Genomic DNA, 22,669 nt, shown 5'->3' with positions numbered 1-22,669 from the left:
GTGGTCCTCGCCGTCAGAGCTGCTCGGCGAAGGAGCGCACCAGGCTCGCCAGCAGCTCCCGCCCTTTCCCTGCCGACGCAGCGGACGGACGACCGACCACTCCCGAGCGCGAGTACGCCTGGAGGCCCCGGCTCAGCAGGTGCCGTCGGTCGTCCGCGACCTCGTCTGCTCGTGCGTAGTCCGGCCTGACGAGATGGGGATGAGCGTGCAGGAGGATCGACGTCTCGAGCTCGCCGGCGTGCATGTCGGTGACCGCCGACGTGGCCAGGCCGGCGTCGCGGCGGGCGGTGTCCCAGTCGGTCTCGCCGGGGAACAGGGCCATCCGCAGCGGCCCGAGGGTGGCCTGCTGCACGACGTTGCCGAGCACGTAGTTGCCGCCGTGGCCGTTGACCAGCACCAGCAGCGTCACGCCGTCGCGGTGCAGCGACGCGGCGATGTCGGCCACCACCGCGACGAGCGTGGTGGCCGAGATGCTGACGGTGCCGGGCCACGCCGCGTGCTCGTGGGAGCAGGAGAACGTGACCGGCGGGAGCCGGCGCACCGGGTAGGCCGCCTCGACGGCGGCCGCGAGCGTCGCCGCCACGACGGTGTCGGTGGTCAGCGGCAGGTGCGGCCCGTGCTGCTCGCAGCTCCCGACGGGGAGCAGGGCGATCGCGCGGTCGTGCACGTCGAGCGTGGTGTCGGCCGGAAGGAGGTCCATCACGACGGACCTTCTCACGGCAACCAACGAAGGGGCAGGGCATGAACGGGCAGGAAACGAACGGGCAGGGAACGAACGGGCAGGGAACCAGCGAGCACAGCGGTCTGGTCGACGTCGCCGCGTCGGACCTCATGACGCGTCGCGGGATGTTCCGCGCCGTCGCGTTCCGGGACCGCCTCGACGGACCCGAGCACATGGCGCTGGTGCACGGCGACCTCCGCTCGCGGGACGACGTGCTGGTGCGGGTGCACTCCGAGTGCCTCACCGGCGACGTCTTCGGGGCGCTGCGGTGCGAGTGCGGGGCGCAGCTGGGCTCGGCGCTGGACGCGATCGTCGCCGAGGGGACCGGCGTGCTGGTCTACCTGCGCGGGCACGAGGGCCGCGGGATCGGGCTGGTCGCGAAGGTCCGCACGCACGTCCTGCAGGACGAGCAGGGCCTCGACACGGTCGACTCGGCCACCGCGCTCGGGCTCCCCGTCGACATCCGCGACTTCGGCGCGGCGGCGCGGGTGCTGCGCCATCTCGGCGTCGGCGCGGTGCGGCTGCTGTCCAACAGCTCCGACAAGGTCGACGCGCTCACCCGGGCCGGCATCGAGGTCACCGAGCGCGTCCCGCTGCTCGAGCCGGTGGACGAGTACAACGTCCGCTACCTCACCGCGAAGCGCGACCGCCTCGGCCACCACCTCCCGCAGCTGGACCCGGTGGCGCGGTGACGCGGCGGGTCACCACGCTCCTCGCGGCGGTGCTGGTGTTCGCCGCGCTCGTCCTCCCCCGGGAGATCGGTCAGCTCACGCCGCTCGCGTTCGTCCGCATCCCGGTGGAGGCGCTCGTCGCCGTGGGGGTCCTGCTCGTGCTGCCCGCGCGGTGGCGGCGGCCGGTGGCGCTCACCGGCGGGGCACTGCTCGGCCTCCTGACGGTCCTGAAGATCGTCGACATGGGGTTCCTCGCGGTACTGGCCCGGCCGTTCGACCCCGTGACGGACTGGACCTACTTCGGCGACGCCGCGTCGTTCCTCGCCGACTCCTACGGCCCGGTGGGCGCCGTCGGCGCGGCGGCGCTCGCCCTGCTCGCCGTGGTCGCCCTCGTCCTCGGCACGACGGTCGCGGTCGCGCGGCTCTCCCGGGTCGTCGTCCGACGCCGGACCGGTGCCACCCGCGCGCTCGTGGTGCTGACGGCCGGCTGGCTCGTGTGCGCCGCGCTCGGGGCCCAGCTGGTGGCCCCGGTGCCGGTCGCGTCGCGCAACGCAGCCTCGCTCGCCGTGCAGAAGGCGGAGCAGGTCCCCGTGAGCCTGCGCGACCAGGCCGCGTTCGAGGACGCCTTCGCCGCGCCCGACCCCTTCCACGACACCCCAGCCCTGCTCGGCGGCCTGCGGGGCAAGGACGTCGTGCTGACGTTCGTCGAGAGCTACGGGCGCAGCGCGCTGGAGGACCCGGGGCTCGCGCCCGTCGTCGACCCGGTGCTCGACGACGGCACCCGCCGCCTCGCCGCGGCCGGCTACGGCTCCCGCAGCGCGTTCCTCACCTCCTCGACGGCCGGAGGCGGCAGCTGGCTCGCCCACGCCACGCTGCTGTCCGGGCTGTGGGTCACCAACCAGCAGACCCACGACCAGGTCGTCGGCAGCAACCGGCTCACCCTGACCAGCGCGTTCAAGGACGCGGGGTGGCAGACGGTGGCCGTCATGCCCGGCACGTCGTCCGACTGGCCGGAGGCCCGCTTCTTCGGCATCGACGAGGTGCGCGACTCCCGGACCATGGGCAACGCCGCCAAGGACTTCAACCGGTTCCAGACCCCCGACCAGTACACGCTGGCGGAGTTCCAGCGCGACGAACGCGCGAAGCCCGGCCACGGCCCGCTGATGGCGGAGATCCCGCTGGTCACCAGCCACTGGCCGTGGGCTCACATCCCGAAGCTGGTCGGCTGGAACGCCGTCGGCGACGGCTCGGTCTACGACACGATGGGCGGCGCCGGCGAGCCGAGCGACTCCGTGCTCGCCGACCCCGCCCGGGCCCGCGCCGGCTACCGCGACGCCATCGCCTACTCGCTGTCGAGCCTCATCTCCTACGTGGAGACCTACGGCGACCAGAACCTGGTGCTGATCTTCCTCGGCGACCACCAGCCGTCCCCGATCGTCACCGGCAGCAACGCGAGCCGGGACGTGCCGATCACGGTCGTCGCCCGCGACCCGGCCGTGCTGGCGCGGATCTCCGGCTGGGGCTGGCAGGACGGCCTGAAACCCGGCCCGCAGGCCCCGGTCTGGCGGATGGACGCCTTCCGGGACCGCTTCCTGACCGCCTTCGCCTCATGAGCGGAAGGGTCAGAGCTGGTTGGGGCCCATCGCGAGCTTGGCCAGCAGTTCCCGGGCCTTCTCCGCGTTGCGGGGCTGGCAGAGCACGTCGTAGCGGCCGGCCACCATCTGGCTCGACGACGTGAAGTCCCGACGACCCGCGCTGGCGCGGTAGCTGACGGCCGCGAAGATCGTGAAGAACACGATGCCGATGACGAGGCTGGAGACGATGGCGCCCAGCGGGTTGGACTCGGCGCTGAAGAAGCTCAGCACCAGACCGACGAACAGACCGAACCAGGCTCCCGACGCCGCGCCGGACGCGAGCACCCGGCCCCAGGTGAGGCGGCCGATCACGCGCTCGACGAGCATCAGGTCGACCCCGACGATGGTGACGTCGCGGACCGGGAAGTCGGAGTCGGCCAGGTGGTCGACGGCCCGCTGCGCCTCCTCGTAGGTGGCGTAGGAACCGACCGGCCAGCCGGTGGGGGGGGTGGGCAGGTTGGGCAGGCCGGGCGCGGTGCGCGCGGGCCCGCCGAACGGTGTGGTCACGGGGGCCTCCTCGAAATGGTGGTGGGTGCTTTGTCCATCATGTCAACGCACCGACCGGCACCGTAGTGCCGGTCACACGGGAACGTCACACCGTGGGGTCAGCGGTAGCCCGCCGCGACCACCGCGAACAGCTCCGCGTACCGCCCACCGGACGCCATGAGCGCGGCGTTCCCGCCCACGAGCATCTGCCGGGAGCGCCGTGTCACCACGATGATCGACACAAGCGCCTCAGCGGCTCCTGTACTCCCGCAGCAGCCCCCGGCTGATGATCGTCTTCTGGATCTCGGAGGTGCCCTCGCCGATGAGCAGGAACGGCGCCTCGCGCATGAGGCGCTCGATCTCGTACTCCTTGGAGTAGCCGTAGCCGCCGTGGATGCGGAACGCGTCCTGGGTGACCTCGGCGCAGTACTCCGACGCGATCAGCTTGGCCATGCCGGCCTCGACGTCGTTGCGGTTGCCGGAGTCCTTGAGCCGCGCGGCGTTGACCATCATGTGGTGGGCCGCCTCGACCTTGGTGCCCATCTCGGCCAGCTTGAACGCGATGGCCTGGTGCTCGGCGATCGGCTTGCCGAACGTGGAGCGCTGCTGGGCGTACTCGGCCGCGAGCTCGAACGCGCGGATCGAGATGCCACAGGCGCGGGCGGCGACGTTGACGCGGCCGACCTCGACGCCGTCCATCATCTGCGCGAAGCCGGCGCCGCGTTTGCCGCCGAGGATGCGGTCGGCGGGGACGCGGTGGCCCTTGAACACCATCTCGGTGGTGTCGACGCCCTTGTAGCCCATCTTGTCGATCTTGCCGGGGATCAGCAGGCCGGGGGCGACCTCGCCGTACCCGACCGGCTTCTCGACCAGGAAGGTGGTGAGGTTCTGGTAGGGCTTGGGCGCGCCCTCGTCGGTCTTGACGAGCACCGCGGTCAGCGTCGACGTGCCGCCGTTGGTCAGCCACATCTTGGCCCCGTCGATGACGAACTCGTCACCGTCCTGCACGGCCTTCGTCTTGATCGCCGCGACGTCGGAGCCGAGGTCGGGCTCGGACATCGAGAACGAGCCGCGCGTCTCCCCCAGCGCCATCTGGGGGAGGTAGCGCTGCTTCTGCTCCTCGGTGCCGTGGTGCATCAGCATGTAGGCCACGATGAAGTGGGTGTTGATCACGCCGGAGACGCTCATCCAGCCGCGCGCGATCTGCTCGACGACGAGCGCGTAGGTCAGCAGCGACTCGCCGAGGCCGCCGTACTCCTCGGGGATGGTGAGCCCGAACAGGCCCATCTCCTTCATGCCGTCGACGATGTCCTGCGGGTAGGCGTCGGCGTGCTCGAGGGCGGTGGCGTGCGGGATGATCTCCTTGTCCACGAACGTCTTGACCGTGGACAGGATCTCTTCCTGGATCTCGGTGAGACCGGCGGTCTGGGCGAGCCGGGCCATGGTTCCTCCTGGCGTACGTCGCGGCCGCCGGGAAGGGGACGGTGCTGCTCCCGGCGCTGGGTTGTCGGTTCGCAGTATCTCCCGCGTGGCATACCTAGCGCGCCCAACAGGCTGTGAAGGTCCTCACCCGCCCGCACGGCACACTGGCGCCATGCGGTTCACGGCGGCGCTGCTCCTCGCGGCTCTGGTGCTGGCGGCGTGCGGGAGCACCGCCCGGGAACGGTCGGCGAGCAGGCTCACCGTCACGGTGGTCGACGACGTCGGCGCCGCCCCCCGCACCTGGACGCTCACCTGCGATCCCCCCGGCGGCGACCACCCGCAGCCCGCCGCGGCCTGCGCCGCCGTCGACGCGGCCGGCGACCCGTTCGCCCCGAAACCGGCCGACGTGGCCTGCACCGAGATCTACGGCGGCCCGCAGACGGCCACCATCGTGGGCACCTGGCGGGGCACGCCGGTGAACGCGGGCTACGAGCGCACCGACGGCTGTGAGATCAACCGCTGGAACACCCTGGCCGCGGTGTTCGGCGCCGGCTGAGCCGTCACCGCTCGTACAGGCCGACGACCTCCCACACCGACACCCGCATGTGGAACACCCCGCCCAGCCGGCCCCGCAGCGCCACGAGGAACGCGTCGGGGTCGCTGCACATCACCATGCGCTCCACGGGCGAGGCGGGGTTCTCCGGGACGTGGGTGCGCGCGATGCGCTCGGCCTCGCCCCGGGCGGTGGCGCAGTCGGGGTAGCGGCGCACGGCGGTGAGATGCCACTGCCGCTTGTTCTTCGCGCCCGTCTGCTCCTCGATCGACACCGCCCAGGGGTTGGGCTCGTCGGTCATGCCGCGTCCGCGGGACCACGTGCGTCGGCGGTCAGCTCTCCGGCGGGGTCCACTTGTCCGTCCGCTCCATGCCCGCGGCGCGGCCCTTGCCCGAGATCACCAGCGCCATCTTCCGCGACGCCTCGTCGATCATCTCGTCGCCGATCATCGCCGAGCCCTTCTTGCCGCCGGCCTCGGAGGTGAAGTACTCGTAGGCGTCGAGGATGTTCTCGGCGTGGTCGTAGTCCTTCTGGGTGGGGCTGAAGGTCTCGTTGGCCGCGTCGATCTGGCCGGGGTGCAGCACCCACTTGCCGTCGTAGCCCAGGGCGGCGGAGCGGCCGGCCACGCGCGTGAACGCCTCGACGTCGCGGATCTGCAGGAACGGGCCGTCGATGGCCTGCTTGTCGTGGGCGCGGGCCGCCATGAGGATGCTCATGAGGATGTGGTGGTAGGCGTCGCCCACGTCGTAGCCGGGGGGCTGCTCGCCCACCACGAGGCTCTTCATGTTGATCGACGCCATGAAGTCGGCCGGGCCGAAGATGATGGTCTCGACGCGCGGGCTGGCCGTCGCGATCTTGTCCACGTTGATCAGGCCCAGCGCGTTCTCGATCTGCGCCTCGATCCCGATCCTGCCGACCTCGTAGCCCAGCGACTTCTCGATCTGGGTGAGCAGCAGGTCCAGGGCGACGACCTGCTCGGGCGTCTGCACCTTGGGCAGCATGATCGCGTCGAGGTTGGCGCCCGCGCCCTCCACGACCTCGGTGACGTCGCGGTAGGTCCACTCGGTGGTCCAGTCGTTCACCCGGACGACGCGGATCTTCTCGCCCCAGCCGCCCTCGTTCAGCGCCGCGACGATCGTCTTGCGCGCACCCGGCTTGGCCAGCGGCGCGCAGGCGTCCTCGAGGTCCAGGAAGATCTGGTCCGAGTTCAGCGTGCGGGCCTTGTCGATGAACTTCTGGCTGGATCCGGGCACCGCCAGGCAGGACCGGCGGGGGCGCAACTGGTTGGTCATCGGGTGAACTCCTCGTCGAGATCGTCAAGAGTCGAGATCCGGTGCTGGCGAGGATGCTGGCACGTCCGCGGCGCCCGAGCCGCCCGAGGTGATTGGTTTCTCACGCAGTCGTCCCTGATTCCACCATGCGGGCGGTCCTCCAACGGCAGGCCAACAAGTCGCGGACCCTAGGCTGCGCGGTATGGGTACCGAGCGGGTCTTCGTCGCGCGGCTGGCCGGGCTGCCCGTCTTCGGCCCGGACGGCGAGCGGATCGGCAAGGTGCGCGACCTCGTCGTGAGCCTGCGGGTCGACGCGAGCCCGCCCCGGGTGCTCGGCATGGTCGTCGAGATGGTCACCCGGCGACGGATCTTCGTGCCGATGCTGCGGGTCACCGCGATCGACCCGGTCGCCGTCACGCTGTCCACGGGGTCGGTGAGCCTGCGCGGCTTCGCCCAACGGCCCAACGAGACGCTCGTGCTCGGGCAGCTGCTCGACGCGCAGGTGCGGATCATCGAGTCCGGCACCGACGCCGTGGTGGTCGACGCCGCCGTCGAGCCGACCCGGTCGCGGGACTGGGTGGTCGGGCGGCTGGCCGTGCGGGTCCGGCGCCACCGCCTCGCGCGCCGCGGCGAGGTGCAGGTGCTGACCTGGAACGCCGTCAGCGGCCTGACCCTGACCGACCGTCAGGGCACCGCGGGCCTGCTGTCGGTGTTCGAGACCATGCGCCCGGCCGACGTCGCGTCCACGCTCTCGGAGCTGCCCGAGAAGCGGCAGTTCGAGGTGATCGACGCCCTCGACGACGAGCGCCTCGCCGACATCTTCGAGGAGATGTCCGAGGACGACCAGCGCGCCCTGCTGGCCCACCTGGAGGTCGAGCGGGCCGCCGACGTGCTGGAGGCGATGTCGCCCGACGACGCCGCCGACCTGCTCGGCGAGATGTCCGACGCCGACGCCGCGGCCCTGCTGGAGCTGATGGAGCCCGAGGACTCGGAGCCCGTCCGGCGCCTGCTGTCGTACTCGTCGGACACGGCCGGTGGTCTCATGACGCCCGAGCCGATCATCCTGCGCCCGGACGCCACCGTCGCGGAGGCGCTGGCCCGCATCCGCAACCCCGACATCCCGCCCGCGCTGGCCAGCATGGTGTTCGTCTGCCGCGCCCCCGCCGAGACGCCGACGGGCCGCTACCTCGGCTGCGCGCACGTCCAACGGCTGCTGCGCGAGGCCCCGTTCGAGCTGGTGGCGGCCGTCATCGACACCGACCTCGCCCGCCTGTCCCCGGACGCCACGCTCAGCGAGATCACCCGCTACCTCGCCGCCTACAACCTGGTGGCCGGCCCGGTCGTCGACGACGAGGACCACCTGCTCGGCGCCGTCACCGTCGACGACGTGCTCGAACACCTGCTGCCCGCGGACTGGCGCGACCGCCTGACCGACGACGGTCGCGAGCGCGACGGCGAGAGCCACCGACCCGAGACGAACCACCGGGAACCGATCGAGGTGGCCGATGCCTGAGAGCGCCCCATGCCCGAGATAACACAGCGGCGGAAGCTGGACCAGCCCCGGCTGGGCCGCAGCCGTTTCGAGATCGACCCGGACGGGTTCGCCCGGTTCTCGGAGCGGATCGCCCGGTTCCTGGGCACCGGCCGGTTCCTCGCGATCCAGACGGTGATCGTGTTCTTCTGGATCGCCCTGAACGTGGTGGCGGTGCAGTGGCAGTGGGACCCCTACCCGTTCATCCTGCTCAACCTGGCGTTCTCCACGCAGGCCGCCTACGCCGCCCCGCTGATCCTGCTGGCGCAGAACCGGCAGGACGACCGCGACCGCGTCGCCCTGGACGAGGACCGCGCCCGCGCGGAGCGCACCAAGGCCGACACCGAGTACCTGGCCCGCGAGCTCGTGGCGCTGCGGCTGGCGGTGGGCGAGGTCGTCACCCGCGACTACCTGCGCAGCGAGCTGGAGAAGCTGGGCGAACGCCTCGACGCGCGGCCGTCCGAGCGGGTCCGCAAGCGGAAGGTGAAGCTCACCCGGCCAGGCGACGGCTGATCCGGTCGAGGGCGGCGAGGTCGTCCTCGTCGAGGCGGGCCGCGAAGTGGGTCACCACCCCGGCCAGGTGGGTGCGCGACGCGACGCGCAGGCGGTTGAGCCCGGCCTCGGTCAGCGCGGCGGCCACGCCGCGCCCGTCGCTCTCCACCGGGCAGCGCGACACGAGTCCGGAACGCTCCATGCGGTCCACCAGCCGGGTGACCCCCGAACGGGACAGCAGCACCGCGTCGGCCAGCTCGGTCATCCGCAGCTGCCGGCCCGGGGCCTCCGCGAGCTGCACCAGCACGTCGTAGGCGGCGAGCGAGAGCTTCTGCTCGGATTCGAGCTCGGCCTCCAGCGTGCGGGTGATGGTGGCGTGAGCCCTCAGGAACGAACGCCAGGCGTCCAGCTGGTTCTGGGTGGGGCTGCGGCGGGCTGCCGCGGCCGCCGTTGCGTCCGTCACCGAGGCCATCCTACGGACGTGGGCGTCGCCGGTGCGGCCGTAGCATGGGGCGAGTCGCGGCGGAAGCCGTGGATCTGTGCAGAGGGAAGGCTCGTGATGTCCGCAACCACCACCATCGAAGAGGCCGTCCACGCCGCGCTCGCGGGCGTCGACGATCCCGAGATCCACAAGCCCATCACCGAGCTGGGGATGGTCAAGGGTGTGGCGGTGTCCCCCGACGGCCTCGCCACGATCGGCGTCTACCTGACCGTCGCCGGCTGTCCGATGCGCGACACGATCACCAAGCGGGTCACCGAGGCCGTGTCGGCCGTCGCCGGCGTCACCGGCGTGCAGGTGGAGCTCGACGTCATGAACGACGAGCAGCGCACCGAGCTGCGCAAGGGCCTGCGCGGCGACTCCGCGGATCCGGTGATCCCGTTCGCCCAGCCCGGTTCACTGACCCGCGTCTACTGCGTGGCGTCGGGCAAGGGCGGCGTCGGCAAGTCGTCGGTCACGGTGAACCTGGCCGCGGCGATGGCCGCGCGCGGCCTGTCGGTGGGCGTCGTGGACGCCGACATCTACGGCCACTCGGTGCCGCGGATGCTGGGCACCACCGACGTGCCCACCAAGGTCGAGAACATGATCATGCCGCCGCAGGCGCACGGCGTGAAGGTCATCTCGATCGGCATGTTCACCCCCGGCAACGAGGCGGTGGTGTGGCGTGGCCCGATGCTGCACCGCGCGCTGCAGCAGTTCCTCGCCGACGTCTACTGGGGCGACCTCGACGTCCTGCTGCTGGACCTGCCGCCCGGCACCGGCGACATCGCCATCTCCACGGCGCAGCTCATCCCCAACGCCGAACTGCTCGTGGTCACCACGCCGCAGCAGGCCGCGGCCGAGGTGGCCGAGCGAGCCGGCTCCATCGCCCTGCAGACGCGCCAGCGCATCGCCGGTGTCGTCGAGAACATGAGCTGGATGGAGCTGCCCGACGGCTCCCGCATGGAGGTCTTCGGCAGCGGCGGCGGCCAGACGGTGGCCGACTCGCTGACGAAGAGCCTGGGCGCGCCGGTGTCCCTGCTGGGCCAGGTCCCGCTGGAGACCCGCGTCCGCGAGTGCGGCGACGAAGGCACCCCCATCGTCCTGGCGAACCCCGACGCCCCCGCGGCGAAGGCGCTGCAGGCCATCTCGAACAAGCTCACCACGCGGGCCCGCGGCCTGGCCGGGATGAGCCTGAACATCAGCCCGGTCACGAAGCGCTGACGCGCCTGTGCGCGGATATCAGTGCCCTGGCACTGATATCCGCGCACGACCCCGGCGTCAGCCGGTCAAGGCCTCGCGCCACAGGGCCACGCCCTCGTCCACCTGATCGGCCGTCACGATCAGCGGCGGGATCATGCGCACGACGTTGCCGAACGGTCCGCAGGTGAGCAGGAGCAGGCCCTTCTCCGTCGCCGCCGCGTGCGCCCTCGCCGCCCCCTCCGCGTCGGGGGTGCCGTCGGCGTGGCAGAACTCGTTGCCCACCATCAGGCCCAGGCCGCGGACGTCGGCGATACCGGGGTGGTCGGCCGCCACCTTGCGCAGCCCCTCCAGCAGCCGCAGGCCCTGCTCCCCCGCGTTGGCGACGAGGCCCTCGTCCTCGATCACGTCGATCGTGGCCAGGGCCGCGGCGCAGGCCACGGCGTTGCCGCCGTAGGTGCCGCCCTGCGAGCCCGGCTTCGCCTTCGCCATCAGCTCCGCCGACGCCGCGATGCCCGAGAGCGGGAACCCGCTGGCCAGGCCCTTCGCCGTGATCAGGATATCCGGCGTGACCGATGAGAACTGGTGGCCCCAGAACCTGCCGGTGCGCCCGAACCCGGTCTGCACCTCGTCGGCGATGAGCAGGATCCCGTGGACGTCGGCGCGCTCGCGCAGGCCCTCCAGGAACGCGGGCGGGGTGGGCACGTAGCCGCCCTCACCGAGCACCGGCTCCACGATGAACGCCGCGACGTCCGACGCGGGCGCGGCCGTGATCAGCAGCCGGTCCAGCTCGCGGAGGCAGAACGCGACGGTCTCCTCCTCGCTCCAGCCGTACCGGAACGCGTACGGGAACGGCGCGAACGCCACGCCGCCCATCATGGGGCCCAGGCCGGCGCGGATCTTCGCCCCCGACGTGGTGAGCGCCGCGGCGCCCATCGTGCGGCCGTGGAACCCGCCGTCGAACGCGACGATCATCGGACGGCCGGTGGCGTGCCGGGCCAGCCGCACCGACGCCTCGACGGCCTCGCTGCCCGAGTTCAGGAAGAACACGCTGTCCAGCGCGGGCGGCAGCACGTCGCCGAGGCGCTCGGTGAGCCTGCGCAGCGGCTGGTGCATGACCGTCGTGTACTGGCCGTGGATCAGCGTGGCCACCTGCTCCTGCGCCGCCGCGACCACGCGCGGGTGGCAGTGCCCGGTGCTCGTGACGCCGATGCCGGCGGTGAAGTCCAGGTGACGGCGGCCGTCGGTGTCGTGGAGGTACACGCCCTCGCCGCGGGCGACCTGCACCGGCGTCGCCTGCTTGAGGAGGGGGGACAGCTGGGCCATGGGGAGCTCCAAGGTTGTCGAATTGTTGACAATCTGCGTCGATGGAAGCACGCCGTGGCGCTCCCGGACAAGGGTCAGGCCGACACCGCGGACTCCCCGGCCGGCGCGAGGATGCGGTCCACCGCGTCGGCCATGTGCGCCTCCAGCACGGTCGTCAGGCGGGCCACGTCCCCGGTGCGGACGGCGTCGAGCAGCGCCCGGTGCTCGGCGAGCAGGTCCTCGGCGGGGGGTGGGTTGTCCTGCAACGCCGCCAGGCACATCCGTGTCTCCACGAGCAGCGTGTCGGCCATGCGCTGCAGCCGCGGGCTGCCCGACGCGGCCACGAGCTCGTGGTGGAAGGCGTGGTCGGCGTCGGCGAGGGCCACCGGGTCACCCGCGGCGGCCTCCATCGCGGCCAGGGACGCGCTCAGCCGGACCACGGCGGCCGCCCGGTCCCCCGCGATGAGCAGCAGACCCGCCGCCCGCTCGACGGCCGCGCGGGCCGCGTAGACGTCGCGGACGTCAGCGGCGTCGAGATCACGGACGAACAGCCCGCGGTTGCGGACGCTGCGCAGCAGCCCCTCCGCCACGAGCCACTGCATGGCCTCGCGCAACGGCCCGCGGCTGACCCCCAACCGCGTGGCCAGCTCCACCTCACCGAGCTGGGTACCGGGTGGGAACGTGCCGCGCATGATCGCCTCACGCAGCCGGTCGGCGACGATGGCGGCGGTGGAGCGGCGCTCGACCGGCTCCAGACCCGTGAGGTCCATCACCGGAACAGGGCGCCGAAGCCCGGCCGGGGATCGGCGGCCCCGGCGAGCCGGAGTCCCTGCCAGATGCTGACCTGGTTGGCCGTGAGCACCGGCTTGCCCACCCGCTCCTCCAGCGCGTCGAGCAGACCGATGGTGTGCAGCGCGGTGTCGGGCAGCAGCACGGCGTCGGCGTCGGGGTGGTCGGCCGCCGCGGCGAAGTCGAGCACGGTCTCGGGCGGGAGCGTGCCCACCTCCGCGGCCGTGACGATCCCCCGCGACGACCGCGTCAGCACCTCGATGCCGGCCGAGGCCAGGAAGTCGACGAACCGGGCGGCCACGTCGTCGGGGTAGGTGGCGCCGACCGCCACCTTCGCGACGTCCAGGTGCGCGCACGCGTCGACGAACGCGAACGACGTGCTCGACGCCGGCACCCCCGCGGTGCCCCGCAGCGCCGCGACCTGCGCCGCCGCGCCGTCCCAGCCGAAGACGAAGCTGCCGCTGGTGCAGGCCCACACCACGGCGTCGAGCGGCTGCGGGAGCTCCTTCCACCCGGCGGCCAGCACGTCGTCGCCGCCGATGTCGAGCAGGGCGTCGACGCGGTGGGCGTCGACCCGCATCTCGGTGTGCACCAGCGGCAGCGCCGGGCCGCCGAGCAGCTTCTCGGCGAGCGGGTAGTCGTCCTCGGCCGAGTAACCGGGGTAGAGGATCCCGACGGTCTTGTTCATGCAGCTCCTGTCTGGTCGGGGACGGCCACCAGTCCGGGGCCGTCCACGGGGGCGATGCCGACCGGGCCACCGAGGCCGGCGGCCAGCAGCCGCCCACCACCCACCGCCGTGCGGCCCATGGCCCGCAGCGCGGCCCACATCGTCACCTGGTTGGCGGTGAGCACGGGCTTGCCGAGCGCCTGCTCCAGCGGCTCGATGAGGTCGTAGGTGGGCACGTTGGTGCAGCTGATGAACAGCGCCTCCGCGTCGTCGCAGTCGGCGGCCTGCACGACGTCCACCACCTGCGCGTACGTGACGCGCCAGATGTTGCCGAGCAGCCCGAGCCCCTCGCACGACACGGTGCGCACGCCGCTCTCCGACAGGAACCCGACCAGCCGGCGCGTGACCGGCTCGACGTACGGCGTGGCGATCGCGATCCGGTTCACCCCGAGCACGGCGAGCGCATCGATCAGCGCCCCGGACGTGGTGCAGGCCGCGGGCGCCCCGGCGTCGAGCATCGTGCGCCGCAGCACCTGCTCGCCCAGCGCACCGTCGACGAAGCTGCCGGACGTGCACGCGTACGCGACGACGGCGGGCTCCGGCGTGAGGACGTCGCGGGTGGCGCGGCGCATCGCGCGGCGGTCGCCGCAGGCCACCGCCATCTCGACGGTCATCGGCGTCGTGAAGAACGGCAGGCGGGTGAGGTAGAGCGAGATGTCCTCGGGCACCCAGCGCCAGAGCTCGCGGTCGAGCGCGAAGTCGAACGGGGCGACGACGCCGATGCCGTGCTGGGACGTGGGTCCAGACATGTTCTCGGAGGCAGTGTGGCCGACCGACAGCTCGGTGGGCATCAGTCGGCGACGGATCGCGGCGAGGACGCCTCGAGGCGCGAGTAGACGAGCTTCTCGCCCACGCTGCCCGAGCGCCAGACGTCGTGGCAGGCCTCGGCCATCGCGGGCAGACCGTCCACGATCGTGGCGTAGACGTTGCCCGGCACCCAGCCGATGTCGCCGTTCATCAGCAGGTTGTTGCGCCCGTAGAAGATCGCCAGGTCGATGCCACCCTCGACCTGGTCGATGTCCTGGTCCTCCTTGAACGACGCGTCCAGCACGCCGCCCGCGAAGTCGAAGTAGCAGACGTCACCGGGGATCGGGGTCACGGTGGTGTTCTCGTGGCCGATCTTCGGGCCGAAGCGCCGGACGATCGAGTACACCTCGTTGCGGGCGTACTTCGCGTGCTGCGCGGGCCCGCCCAGGGGCGCCTCGGCGAGGGCCTCCCAGACGGCCGCGCTGGTGCGGGGCGCTTCCTTCTCGAGCAGCTCGGCGACGCACGAGACGCCGCGCTTCTCGAGGGTGATGCGGATGAGTTTGGACATGGGGCCACTCCCGGCGGTAGCAGGGCGTTCAGGGATACAGCCGCCGCAGCGCCGCGGATTGTTGACAATCATACGAGCGGTTCCTAGCGTGTCAAACATCCGGGCCCGACGTTCGAAGGACACCCCAGCTTGTCCGTTTCCGCAGCTCAGCGGCCCCTCTCGGCGCTCACCGTCCTGCACAGCGACGATCCCCCGCCACATCTCGATCTTGACGGCGTCCGCCTGGTCACCGACGCCGACGGCCTCGCGAAGGCCCTGCCCGGCACCGAGGTGCTGCTGGTGTGGGACTTCCTCTCCGACGCCGTCCGTGACGCCTGGCCCACCACCGACACGTCCGACCTGCGCTGGGTGCACACCGCCAGCGCCGGGGTCGACCGCCTGCTGTTCCCGGGCCTGCTCGACTCCGACGTGGCCCTGACCAACTCCCGCGGCGTGTTCGACGCGCCCATGGCCGAGTACGTGCTGGGCCTGGTCCTGGCGATGGCGAAGGACCTGCCCGGCACACTCGCGGCGCAGGCGCGCCACGACTGGCACCACCGCGAGACGCAGGTGGTGGCCGGAACCCGGGCCGTCGTGGTGGGCAGCGGGCCGATCGGGCATGCCATCGCGCGGATGCTCGGGGCGGTCGGTGTCACCGTCGACCTCGTCGGGCGCCGCGCCGCCGACGGCGTCCACCCGTTCGACGACCTGCCCGGGCTGCTCCCCACCGCCGACTGGCTCGTGCTCGCCGCCCCGCTCACCGACGCCACCCGCGGGATGCTCGACGCGGCGGCGCTGGCCGCGCTGCCCGCCCGGGCCCGGGTGATCAACGTCGGCCGCGGCGGGCTGGTCGTCGAGCCGGACCTCGTGGACGCACTGCGCGAGGGCCGGATCGCCGGGGCGGCCCTCGACGTGGTGGCGCAGGAGCCCCTGGTGATGGACTCTCCCCTGTGGGACCTGCCCGGTGTCATCGTCTCGCCCCACATGTCCGGTGACACCATCGGCTGGCGCCGCGCCCTCGCCGACGTCTTCACCGCCAACCTCGCCCGCTACCGCGCGGGCGAACCCCTCCACAACGTGGTGGACAAGTCGCTCGGCTACGTCACGTCGGGCGAGGCCACGAGCCCGCCCATCAGCACCACAGGAGGCAGTTCGTGAGCAGCCCCACCGTCGCCCGCAGCGCGGCCGATCTCACCGCCGCCGAGCTCCTCAGCGCCTACCGCACCGGCGAGCTCTCCCCCGTCGAGGCCACGAAGGCCGTGCTCGACCGCATCCTGCGCCTCGATCCGCAGGTCAACGCGTTCTGCCTGCTCGACGCCGACGGCGCGCTCGACGCGGCCCGGGCGTCCGAGCGGCGCTGGCAGCGCGGGGAACCCCGGGGCCGGATCGACGGCGTGCCGGTCTCGGTCAAGGACCTGTTCCTCACGGCGGGCCACCCCACCCTGCGCGGCTCGCACTCGATCGACCCGGCCGGCCCCTGGGTGCTCGACGCGCCGGCGGTCGCCCGCGTGCGCGCCCACGGCGGCGTGGTCGTCGGGAAGACCACCACCCCGGAGCTGGGCTGGAAGGGCGTCACCGACTCCCCGCTGACCGGCGCCACCGGCAACCCCTGGGACCCCTCGCGCACGTCGGGCGGGTCGTCGGGCGGCAGCGCCGCGGCCGTCGCGCTCGGGATGGGGCCGCTGAGCCTCGGCACCGACGGCGGCGGCTCCGTGCGCATCCCGGCTGCCTTCACCGGCACGACCACGATCAAGCCCACCTACGGCCGTGCCCCGCTCTACCCGGCGAGCCCGTTCGGCACGCTCGCCCACGCCGGCCCGATGACGCGCACGGCCGCCGACGCCGCGCTGCTGCTCGACGTGATGGCCGAGCCGGACACCCGCGACCCGTGGGCCCTGGCGCCGGCGGCGCCGACCGTCGAGCAGCTCGGACGGTCGATGGCGGGCCTGCGCATCGCCGTCAGCCCCGCGCTGGGCCACGCCGTGGTCGACCCCGGCGTCGCGGCCGCGTTCGCCGCGGCCGTGGACATCTTCGCGGCGCTGGGCGCCCGGGTGGAGGAGGTCGAGCCCGGGTTCGCCGACCCGATCGCCGCGTTCGAGACGCTCTGGTTCGCCGGGGCCGCGAAGAGCATCGAGCACCTCGGCGCCGACGAGCGCGCCCGCCTCGACCCCGGTCTCCTCGCGGTGGCCGAGCAGGGCGCCCGTACCAGCGCGGTGGACTACCTCGGGGCCATGGCCGTGCGCAACGAGCTCGGCATCCTGATGGGCGGGTTCCACTCGCGCTTCGACCTGCTGCTCACCCCGACGCTGCCGATCACCGCGTTCGAGAAGGGCGTCGAGGTGCCGTTGGGCTGGACCGGCGAGCGCTGGACCACCTGGACGCCGTTCACCTACCCGTTCAACATGACGCAGCAACCGGCCGCGAGCGTGCCCTGCGGCTTCGTGGGTGGCCTGCCGGTGGGCCTGCAGATCGTCGGCGCCCGGCACGCGGACGGACTGGTCCTGTCGGCGGCACACGCCTACCAGCAGGCGACGGACTGGCACCTGAAGCGACCCCCGATGCTGGGGTAGGGGCTCAGGTGGCGTCGTCGTCGATCGGGGGGCGCTCGTTCTTCGCCAGGGCCTCCGGCGCCGCCGGGGGCTTCGACATGTCGATACCGCTGCTGCCGCTGCTGCCGCTGCTGCCGTTCGTCACGCTCTGGGGGGCGGTGCCGAAGCCGTTGGGCTTGACGGGCGTGTCGTCGCCGAACAGGGCATTGGTGGCCGCGGTGCGGGGGTTGAAGTTGCGCAGCCCGCGGAGCTCCTCGAGTGGCTTGCGCAGCTCGTCGAACTCCGGGCCGAACTCACCGCGCAGCTGCTCGCGTGCGCCGCTCGCGTACTCCTTGACCTGACGGATGCTCTTGCCGAGCCACGCCGCGGCCGAGGGCAGCCGCTCCGGGCCCAGGATGAAGAGACCGGCCACGATCAGGACGAGGATCTCGCCCCACCCGACGCTCTCGAACATGTCACCACCATACGGCCTCAGTCGGACGTGAGGACCACCGGCAACGTCAGAGGCCGGCCGGCCCGCACCAGTTGGACCTGCACCGTCTCGCCCGGGTTGCGCTCGGAGACGGCGACGGCGAGCTCGTCGGCCCCGCCGATGGACCGGTCGCCGACCTTGACGATCACGTCGCCCTCGACGATGCCGGCCTGCGCCGCGGCCCCGCCCTGCTTGACGTTCTGCACCTGTGCGCCCTCGGTGGTGACGTCGCTGACCGAGCGCGCGTTGATGCCGATCTCCGCGTGCTTGGCCACCCCCGTCCTGATCAGCTCGTCGGCGATGACCCGGGCGTCGTCGATGGGGATGGCGAACCCGAGACCGATGGAGCCGCCCTCGCCGCCGGCGCCCTGGCCCTGCCCGAGGCTGCGGATCGCGGTGTTGATGCCGACGACGGCGCCGGTGGAGTCCACGAGCGGCCCCCCGGAGTTGCCGGGGTTGATCGCGGCGTCGGTCTGGATCGCGTCGATCACGGCGTTGGTGTCGCTGGCGCCGCCGTCGAGCCGGACGGGGCGGTTGAGGGCGCTGACGATGCCGTCGGTGACGGTGCCGGCCAGGCCCAGCGGCGACCCGATGGCGATCACGCCGTCGCCGACGGTGAGCCCCGCGGACGAGCCGATGGTGGCCACCACGGGGTTGGCCACCTCGACCTTGACGACGGCGAGGTCGGTCTTCGGGTCGCGGCCGACGATGCGGGCGGGGGTGCGTGTGCCGTCCTGGAAGACGGCCTCGATCGTGGCGCCGTCGGCACCGACGGCCGAGGAGACGACGTGGTTGTTGGTGAGGACGTAGCCGGACGGGTCGATCACCACGCCGGAGCCGGTGCCGCCCTGGTCGCCCACCCGGATCTCGATGGAGACCACGGCGGGCACCGTGCGCCGGGCGATGTCGGCCACCGACCCGGGCGGGCGCTCCTTGCCCGGCAGCGCCTGGGTGATGGTCGGCTCGGGCTCGGTGAGGCTGGACGCGCCCTCGGCGGTGTAGCGGCCGACGAGCCCGCCCACGGCGCCGACGAGCAGCGCGAGCACGCCCAGCACGGCGAGGGCCCGCGGGTGCACGCGCCGGCCGAACAGCACCTCGCGCAGGCTCAGCCGGGCCCCCTCACCGCGCGCGGTGACGCCCTCCGTCGGGTTCTCCCCGGCCGGGCGGCCCATGGCGACGGCGCTGTCGGGGTCGCGCCACGGATCGCGGTCCGCGTCGGCGTCCCAGAAGGGATCGGCACCGGAGGGATCGGCACCCGAGGGATCGGAACCGGAGGGATCGGCACCGGAGGGGTCGCCGCCCGCCGGCGCGTGCCCGTTCGTCGGCGGCCGCTGGAGCGCGTCGGTGTCGGCGGCGGGACGGCCGAACGCCCCGGCCAGCGCGGCGGGAGGCGGCGGGGCGAGGGTGGTGCTCGGCGCCGGTGCGGAGTCGGGTGCCACCGCGAACCCGCCGTCGACGCCGTCGGGGCGGCCGAAGATCTGGGCGGTGCCCTCGTCCACGACCGGACGGCTCAGCGGCCTTGGCCCGAGCCGGGGCGGTTCGGCCTGCGTACCGGGGTCGTGCGCGTCCGCGGTGTCGGGCTCTGTCATCGCGGCGGGACGCTCCTGGGCACGGGGACGGACGGGGCTCCCGATGAGGGTGCCTCAGGGGCGGTGAAGTCCGCGTCTGTCAGGGCCGCGTCGAATCAGGGGCGGCGCAGGAACGTGGCCGGCGTGCGGGGCATCTGCGCGATGTCGTCGGCCACCGCGGCGGCGTCGGTGGCGGGGCCGAGGCGGAGCTGGGCGTTGACGGTGGACCCGCCCAGGACCGCCCCGTCGAACACGCCCCGCTCGGGGCCCGCGACGGTGGTGGACGGGTCGCTGGAGATGCCGGTGGCGCCCAGCGCCATGGCGCCCAGCGCGAGGCCGGACATGGCCGCGCCGGCGCCGAAGCGCATCCTCCGCGCCGTGGGGCGCCTGCCGACGTCGGAGGTGAGGCCGGCCGGCGGGAGCGGCTCGGGCTGGACCCGCTCCGGACGCAGCACCGACACGAACTGGCCGTCGGCGGTGACGGCGAGGCCGGCGGGCGCTCTGGGGAGCTCGGTGTCCTGCGGGATCGAGAACAGGCTGCTCATCAGCGACGACGGCAGGCTCGGGCACTCGGCCGACCGCAACGCGGACCGGGCCTGGCCCTGCGCGGCCACCTGCGTGGCGCACTCGTTGCAGCTGTCGAGATGGCGGGTGGCACGGAGGAACGGGCCGTCGTCCAGCTCGTCGTCGACGAAGGCCACCACGGCCTCCGGGGACAGGTGGTCCTGCCCCCAGTCCGGCAGTGTCACCGAGAAACGCCGACCCTCGCTGTTCACCCGCGAACCTCCTCCAGCTCCTCGACGACGTGCACCGAGAGGGCGGCCTGCTCGGCCCGGCGCCGCTCCATGGAGCTGCGCAGCGCCGCGCGACCGCGGTGGATCCTGCTCCTGACCGTACCCAGTTTGACGCCCAGGGTGGCACCGATCTCCTCGTAGGAGAGGCCCTCCACGTCACACAGGACGACGGCCGCGCGGAACTCCGGCGCCAGCTCGTCGAGCGCGGCCTGCAACATCGGGTCGAGGTGGGTGTCGGAGAAGACCTGCTCCGGCTCGGGACCCTGACCGGGGATGCGGTCGGAGTCGTCCGGCAGCGCCTCCATCCGGATGCGGGCGCGACGCCGGACCATGTCCAGGAAGAGGTTGGTGGTGATGCGGTGCAACCAGCCCTCGAACGTGCCGGGCTTGTACGACGCGAGCGAACGGAACACGCGGACGAACGTCTCCTGGGTGAGGTCCTCGGCGTCGTGCTGGTTGCCGGTGAGGCGGTAGGCGAGCCGGTAGACCCGGTCGGCGTGCTCCCGGACGACCTCGTCCCAGCTGGGCGGAGTCCACTCGGCGCCCTCGCCGGGCAGCACGGTGCCAGGAGCTGCGGCGTCCAGCATCGCGGCCGGGCCTGTAGCCACTGCCGTGGCGGAGCCGTCGGTCATGATCGGGTCGTACCTCCTGCGGCGGGTCGTGCCGTCGTGAGAACGACGCACCGGAGACGAATGTTCCCGGTACCCATCGGCCTTCGACCCCGACCGACACCGCCTACGGTGCCGGACGCCTGTGACAGTTGGGTGAGAACCGTCTGAGAAGAGTCTGTGAAACTCGGCGACCACCCTGACCAGTAGCCTCTTGACCATGACAGGCCCGGACGCCCTGCGCGATCACGTCGAAGGTTACGTCGCCGAGGACGACGTCCTCGTGGCCGCGCGCGCCCGCGGGGTCGAGCTGGGCTGCATCCCGGTCAGCGGCGGAGCGGGCACGGGCCTGCGCTTCCTCGCCACCGCCATCGGCGCGAGGGCCGTGGTGGAGATCGGCACGGGCGCCGGGGTCAGCGGCCTGTGGCTGCTGCGCGGCATGGCCGCGGACGGGGTGCTGACCTCGATCGACGTCGACCCCGAGAACCTGAAGGCGGCGCGCCAGGCGTTCCTCGCGGGCGGGCACGGGCCCTCGCGGCTGCGGCTGATCAACGGGATGGGCCTGGAGGTGCTGCCGCGGCTCACCGACGGCGGCTACGACCTGGTGTTCGTCGACGCGGCCGCCGCCGAGTACCCCCGCTACCTCGACGAGGCGGTCCGCCTGCTGCGGCCCGGCGGCGTGGTGGCGATGGCCGGCGTCATGGCCCCGGGGGCGCTCGACCCCGAGGCCGCGGACACCGGAAGCGTCGCGCTGCGCGAGGTGGCGCGCCAGGTGCGCGACGACGAGCGTCTGGTGCCCGTCCTGCTGCCGCTGGGCGACGGGGTGCTGGCCGCGGTGAAGCTCGCCTAGAGGGCCGTGACGCCCTTGCCCAGCACCACGACGCCGCCCTGGCTCACGGTGTAGCGGGCGCGGTCCATCGCGAGGTCCACGCCCACGAGCGCGCCCTCGGGGATGATCACGTTCTTGTCGAGGATGGCCCCGCGCACCACGGCGCCGCGACGCACGACCGTGCCGGGCAGCACCACCGAGTCCGACACCTCGGCCCCGGCCTCGATGCGCACGTTGGGGCTGATCACCGACCGGCGCACGATGGCGCCGGAGATGATCGTGCCCGCGCCGACGATGGAGTCCTGCGCGATGCCGCCCTCCACGAACTTGGCCGGCGGCAACGGCGCCATGGCCGTGCGGATCGGCCAGCGCTCGTTGTAGAGGTTGAAGATCGGGTGCACCGAGACCAGGTCGGTGTGGGCCTCGTAGTAGGCGTCGAGCGTGCCGACGTCGCGCCAGTAGCCCGAGTCGCGGTCGGTGGCGCCGGGCACCACGTTGTCGGCGAAGTCGTAGACGTTGGCCTCACCGCGGCCCACGAGCTGCGGGATGATGTCGCCGCCCATGTCGTGGTCGGAGTCGTTGTCCTCGGCGTCGACGCGCAGCGCGTCGAGCAGCGCCTCGGTGGTGAACACGTAGTTGCCCATCGACGCGAACGTGACGTCGGGGTCGTCGGGCACGTGCGGCGGGTCCGACGGCTTCTCGAGGAACTCGGTGATCTTGCCGGACTCGTCGGAGGCGATGCAGCCGAACGCCTTCGCCTCCGCGCGCGGCACCCGGATGCCGGCCACGGTGACGCCCGCGCCGCTCTCGATGTGCGCGGAGATCATCTGGCCCGGGTCCATGCGGTAGACGTGGTCGGCGCCGAACACGGCGATGTAGTCGGGCCGCTCGTCGTAGACCAGGTTGAGGCTCTGGAAGATCGCGTCGGCGCTGCCGGTGTACCAGCGCCGCCCGAGCCGCTGCTGGGCCGGCACCGTGGTGATGTACTGCCCGAGTACGCTCGACAGGCGCCACGTCGTGGAGATGTGGCGGTCGAGGCTGTGCGACTTGTACTGCGTGAGCACACAGATGCGGTGCAGCCCGGCGTTGACCAGGTTGGACAGCACGAAGTCGATCAAGCGGTAGTTGCCGCCGAACGGCACACCGGGCTTGGCCCGGTCGGCCGTGAGGGGCCACAGCCGCTTGCCCTCGCCACCCGCCAGGACGATGCCCAGCACGTTGGCCGAGAAGCCGCGGGGCGAGGCGGGTGAGATGCGGGCACCGGTCACAGGGGGG

At 72.7% G+C, this 22,669-nt stretch carries 25 protein-coding genes; 9 read left to right on the top strand and 16 right to left on the bottom strand.

What is annotated here, in order from left to right:
• Positions 1-13: 13 nt before the first annotated feature.
• Positions 14-700, bottom strand: coding sequence for a creatininase family protein (locus tag BGP03_RS21665; RefSeq protein ID WP_296371320.1), 687 nt, complete (start codon positions 698-700; stop codon positions 14-16).
• Between the two features lie 41 nt (positions 701-741).
• Between BGP03_RS21665 and BGP03_RS21660 the strand changes: the two genes are divergently transcribed.
• Together BGP03_RS21660 and BGP03_RS21655 are read left to right on the top strand one after the other, a co-directional pair.
• Complete coding sequence (locus BGP03_RS21660; protein ID WP_296371322.1) at positions 742-1,413, top strand: GTP cyclohydrolase II; 672 nt, start codon at positions 742-744, stop codon at positions 1,411-1,413.
• Complete coding sequence (locus tag BGP03_RS21655; protein ID WP_298799262.1) at positions 1,410-3,005, top strand: sulfatase-like hydrolase/transferase; 1,596 nt, start codon at positions 1,410-1,412, stop codon at positions 3,003-3,005. The genes BGP03_RS21660 and BGP03_RS21655 overlap by 4 nt, the downstream gene beginning before the upstream one ends.
• Before the next feature lie 9 nt (positions 3,006-3,014).
• On the opposite strand, the gene BGP03_RS21650 is transcribed toward BGP03_RS21655, so the two are convergent.
• Positions 3,015-3,533, bottom strand: coding sequence for a general stress protein (locus BGP03_RS21650; RefSeq protein ID WP_296371325.1), 519 nt, complete (start codon positions 3,531-3,533; stop codon positions 3,015-3,017).
• A gap of 228 nt (positions 3,534-3,761) precedes the next feature.
• Positions 3,762-4,955, bottom strand: coding sequence for an acyl-CoA dehydrogenase family protein (locus tag BGP03_RS21645; RefSeq protein WP_296371326.1), 1,194 nt, complete (start codon positions 4,953-4,955; stop codon positions 3,762-3,764).
• Positions 4,956-5,106: 151 nt separating this feature from the next.
• Here BGP03_RS21645 and BGP03_RS21640 point away from each other — a divergent pair, with 151 nt between their 5' ends.
• On the top strand, positions 5,107-5,490 hold the full coding sequence (locus BGP03_RS21640) for an SSI family serine proteinase inhibitor (protein ID WP_296371328.1): 384 nt from the start codon (positions 5,107-5,109) through the stop codon (positions 5,488-5,490).
• A gap of 4 nt (positions 5,491-5,494) precedes the next feature.
• Here BGP03_RS21640 and BGP03_RS21635 read toward each other — a convergent pair whose 3' ends face one another.
• Both BGP03_RS21635 and BGP03_RS21630 read right to left on the bottom strand, forming a co-directional pair.
• Positions 5,495-5,788, bottom strand: a complete 294-nt coding sequence (locus tag BGP03_RS21635; protein WP_298799263.1) for a hypothetical protein — start codon at positions 5,786-5,788, stop codon at positions 5,495-5,497.
• A 31-nt stretch (positions 5,789-5,819) separates the two neighbouring features.
• On the bottom strand, positions 5,820-6,779 hold the full coding sequence (locus BGP03_RS21630) for a CoA ester lyase (protein ID WP_296371331.1): 960 nt from the start codon (positions 6,777-6,779) through the stop codon (positions 5,820-5,822).
• A gap of 181 nt (positions 6,780-6,960) precedes the next feature.
• Here BGP03_RS21630 and BGP03_RS21625 point away from each other — a divergent pair, with 181 nt between their 5' ends.
• The gene (locus BGP03_RS21625; protein WP_298799264.1) at positions 6,961-8,271 is read left to right on the top strand and encodes a CBS domain-containing protein; all 1,311 of its coding nucleotides are present in this window, start codon (positions 6,961-6,963) and stop codon (positions 8,269-8,271) included.
• Between the two features lie 9 nt (positions 8,272-8,280).
• Positions 8,281-8,802, top strand: coding sequence for a DUF1003 domain-containing protein (locus BGP03_RS21620; protein WP_296371335.1), 522 nt, complete (start codon positions 8,281-8,283; stop codon positions 8,800-8,802).
• Here BGP03_RS21620 and BGP03_RS21615 read toward each other — a convergent pair.
• On the bottom strand, positions 8,780-9,244 hold the full coding sequence (locus BGP03_RS21615) for a MarR family transcriptional regulator (protein WP_296371337.1): 465 nt from the start codon (positions 9,242-9,244) through the stop codon (positions 8,780-8,782). The genes BGP03_RS21620 and BGP03_RS21615 overlap by 23 nt on opposite strands.
• Positions 9,245-9,340: 96 nt before the next feature.
• Here BGP03_RS21615 and BGP03_RS21610 point away from each other — a divergent pair, with 96 nt between their 5' ends.
• Positions 9,341-10,483: an Mrp/NBP35 family ATP-binding protein gene (locus BGP03_RS21610; protein ID WP_296371340.1), complete on the top strand. Its 1,143-nt coding sequence runs from the start codon at positions 9,341-9,343 to the stop codon at positions 10,481-10,483.
• 57 nt (positions 10,484-10,540) lie between these two features.
• Here the strand turns inward: BGP03_RS21610 and BGP03_RS21605 are convergent, their stop codons facing one another.
• The 5 genes from BGP03_RS21605 to BGP03_RS21585 form a co-directional block, all read right to left on the bottom strand.
• Positions 10,541-11,785 (bottom strand): aminotransferase class III-fold pyridoxal phosphate-dependent enzyme, encoded by a 1,245-nt coding sequence (locus tag BGP03_RS21605; RefSeq protein WP_296371341.1) that lies wholly within the window; start codon positions 11,783-11,785, stop codon positions 10,541-10,543.
• 74 nt (positions 11,786-11,859) lie between these two features.
• The gene (locus tag BGP03_RS21600; protein WP_296371343.1) at positions 11,860-12,534 is read right to left on the bottom strand and encodes a GntR family transcriptional regulator; all 675 of its coding nucleotides are present in this window, start codon (positions 12,532-12,534) and stop codon (positions 11,860-11,862) included.
• Complete coding sequence (locus BGP03_RS21595) at positions 12,534-13,241, bottom strand: maleate cis-trans isomerase (RefSeq protein WP_298799266.1); 708 nt, start codon at positions 13,239-13,241, stop codon at positions 12,534-12,536. Before BGP03_RS21595 ends, BGP03_RS21600 begins: the two co-directional genes overlap by 1 nt.
• The gene (locus BGP03_RS21590) at positions 13,238-14,029 is read right to left on the bottom strand and encodes an Asp/Glu racemase (RefSeq protein WP_296371346.1); all 792 of its coding nucleotides are present in this window, start codon (positions 14,027-14,029) and stop codon (positions 13,238-13,240) included. Before BGP03_RS21590 ends, BGP03_RS21595 begins: the two co-directional genes overlap by 4 nt.
• A 41-nt stretch (positions 14,030-14,070) precedes the next feature.
• The gene (locus tag BGP03_RS21585; RefSeq protein WP_296371347.1) at positions 14,071-14,595 is read right to left on the bottom strand and encodes a DUF3830 family protein; all 525 of its coding nucleotides are present in this window, start codon (positions 14,593-14,595) and stop codon (positions 14,071-14,073) included.
• A 129-nt stretch (positions 14,596-14,724) separates the two neighbouring features.
• Between BGP03_RS21585 and BGP03_RS21580 the strand changes: the two genes are divergently transcribed.
• Positions 14,725-15,732 carry a D-2-hydroxyacid dehydrogenase gene (locus BGP03_RS21580; RefSeq protein ID WP_298799267.1) on the top strand — a complete coding sequence of 336 codons (1,008 nt, stop codon included), beginning with the start codon at positions 14,725-14,727 and terminating at the stop codon, positions 15,730-15,732.
• Positions 15,729-17,144, top strand: coding sequence for an amidase (locus BGP03_RS21575; RefSeq protein WP_298799268.1), 1,416 nt, complete (start codon positions 15,729-15,731; stop codon positions 17,142-17,144). Before BGP03_RS21580 ends, BGP03_RS21575 begins: the two co-directional genes overlap by 4 nt.
• A gap of 4 nt (positions 17,145-17,148) precedes the next feature.
• Here BGP03_RS21575 and tatB read toward each other — a convergent pair whose 3' ends face one another.
• From tatB to sigE, 4 genes are all read right to left on the bottom strand, one after another.
• Positions 17,149-17,577 carry a Sec-independent protein translocase protein TatB gene (gene tatB, locus BGP03_RS21570; RefSeq protein WP_296371352.1) on the bottom strand — a complete coding sequence of 143 codons (429 nt, stop codon included), beginning with the start codon at positions 17,575-17,577 and terminating at the stop codon, positions 17,149-17,151.
• Positions 17,578-17,594: 17 nt separating this feature from the next.
• On the bottom strand, positions 17,595-19,184 hold the full coding sequence (locus BGP03_RS21565; protein WP_298799269.1) for a trypsin-like peptidase domain-containing protein: 1,590 nt from the start codon (positions 19,182-19,184) through the stop codon (positions 17,595-17,597).
• Positions 19,185-19,279: 95 nt separating this feature from the next.
• Positions 19,280-19,939 (bottom strand): hypothetical protein, encoded by a 660-nt coding sequence (locus BGP03_RS21560; protein ID WP_298799270.1) that lies wholly within the window; start codon positions 19,937-19,939, stop codon positions 19,280-19,282.
• Positions 19,936-20,544: an RNA polymerase sigma factor SigE gene (gene sigE, locus BGP03_RS21555; protein WP_296371567.1), complete on the bottom strand. Its 609-nt coding sequence runs from the start codon at positions 20,542-20,544 to the stop codon at positions 19,936-19,938. The genes BGP03_RS21560 and sigE overlap by 4 nt, the downstream gene beginning before the upstream one ends.
• A 241-nt stretch (positions 20,545-20,785) precedes the next feature.
• On the opposite strand from sigE, the gene BGP03_RS21550 reads away from it, so the two are divergent.
• Positions 20,786-21,415, top strand: coding sequence for an O-methyltransferase (locus BGP03_RS21550; RefSeq protein ID WP_296371357.1), 630 nt, complete (start codon positions 20,786-20,788; stop codon positions 21,413-21,415).
• Here BGP03_RS21550 and glgC read toward each other — a convergent pair.
• The gene (glgC, locus tag BGP03_RS21545) at positions 21,412-22,662 is read right to left on the bottom strand and encodes a glucose-1-phosphate adenylyltransferase (RefSeq protein WP_296371359.1); all 1,251 of its coding nucleotides are present in this window, start codon (positions 22,660-22,662) and stop codon (positions 21,412-21,414) included. The two genes, BGP03_RS21550 and glgC, sit on opposite strands and share 4 nt — an antisense overlap.
• Positions 22,663-22,669: the final 7 nt, after the last annotated feature.

It is taken from the genome of Pseudonocardia sp. 73-21, assembly GCF_001899645.1.
Lineage (GTDB): Bacteria > Actinomycetota > Actinomycetes > Mycobacteriales > Pseudonocardiaceae > Pseudonocardia.
Note: the sequence above shows the minus strand (reverse complement) of the source record. Positions and strands in the feature narration are given on the sequence as shown.

Excerpts from the sequence above, each read along its gene's own strand:
- BGP03_RS21585 (WP_296371347.1), bottom strand. The coding sequence starts at position 14,595 with ATGTCCAAACTCATCCGCATCACCCTCGAGAAGCGCGGCGTCTCGTGC.
- BGP03_RS21565 (WP_298799269.1), bottom strand. The coding sequence starts at position 19,184 with ATGACAGAGCCCGACACCGCGGACGCGCACGACCCCGGTACGCAGGCC.
- BGP03_RS21665 (WP_296371320.1), bottom strand. The coding sequence starts at position 700 with ATGGACCTCCTTCCGGCCGACACCACGCTCGACGTGCACGACCGCGCG.
- BGP03_RS21595 (WP_298799266.1), bottom strand. The coding sequence starts at position 13,241 with ATGAACAAGACCGTCGGGATCCTCTACCCCGGTTACTCGGCCGAGGAC.
- BGP03_RS21590 (WP_296371346.1), bottom strand. The coding sequence starts at position 14,029 with ATGTCTGGACCCACGTCCCAGCACGGCATCGGCGTCGTCGCCCCGTTC.
- BGP03_RS21625 (WP_298799264.1), top strand. The coding sequence starts at position 6,961 with ATGGGTACCGAGCGGGTCTTCGTCGCGCGGCTGGCCGGGCTGCCCGTC.
- BGP03_RS21550 (WP_296371357.1), top strand. The coding sequence starts at position 20,786 with ATGACAGGCCCGGACGCCCTGCGCGATCACGTCGAAGGTTACGTCGCC.
- sigE (WP_296371567.1), bottom strand. The coding sequence starts at position 20,544 with ATGCTGGACGCCGCAGCTCCTGGCACCGTGCTGCCCGGCGAGGGCGCC.
- tatB (WP_296371352.1), bottom strand. The coding sequence starts at position 17,577 with ATGTTCGAGAGCGTCGGGTGGGGCGAGATCCTCGTCCTGATCGTGGCC.
- BGP03_RS21660 (WP_296371322.1), top strand. The coding sequence starts at position 742 with ATGAACGGGCAGGAAACGAACGGGCAGGGAACGAACGGGCAGGGAACC.
- BGP03_RS21620 (WP_296371335.1), top strand. The coding sequence starts at position 8,281 with ATGCCCGAGATAACACAGCGGCGGAAGCTGGACCAGCCCCGGCTGGGC.
- BGP03_RS21630 (WP_296371331.1), bottom strand. The coding sequence starts at position 6,779 with ATGACCAACCAGTTGCGCCCCCGCCGGTCCTGCCTGGCGGTGCCCGGA.
- BGP03_RS21640 (WP_296371328.1), top strand. The coding sequence starts at position 5,107 with ATGCGGTTCACGGCGGCGCTGCTCCTCGCGGCTCTGGTGCTGGCGGCG.
- BGP03_RS21645 (WP_296371326.1), bottom strand. The coding sequence starts at position 4,955 with ATGGCCCGGCTCGCCCAGACCGCCGGTCTCACCGAGATCCAGGAAGAG.
- BGP03_RS21635 (WP_298799263.1), bottom strand. The coding sequence starts at position 5,788 with ATGACCGACGAGCCCAACCCCTGGGCGGTGTCGATCGAGGAGCAGACG.
- BGP03_RS21600 (WP_296371343.1), bottom strand. The coding sequence starts at position 12,534 with ATGGACCTCACGGGTCTGGAGCCGGTCGAGCGCCGCTCCACCGCCGCC.
- BGP03_RS21610 (WP_296371340.1), top strand. The coding sequence starts at position 9,341 with ATGTCCGCAACCACCACCATCGAAGAGGCCGTCCACGCCGCGCTCGCG.
- BGP03_RS21605 (WP_296371341.1), bottom strand. The coding sequence starts at position 11,785 with ATGGCCCAGCTGTCCCCCCTCCTCAAGCAGGCGACGCCGGTGCAGGTC.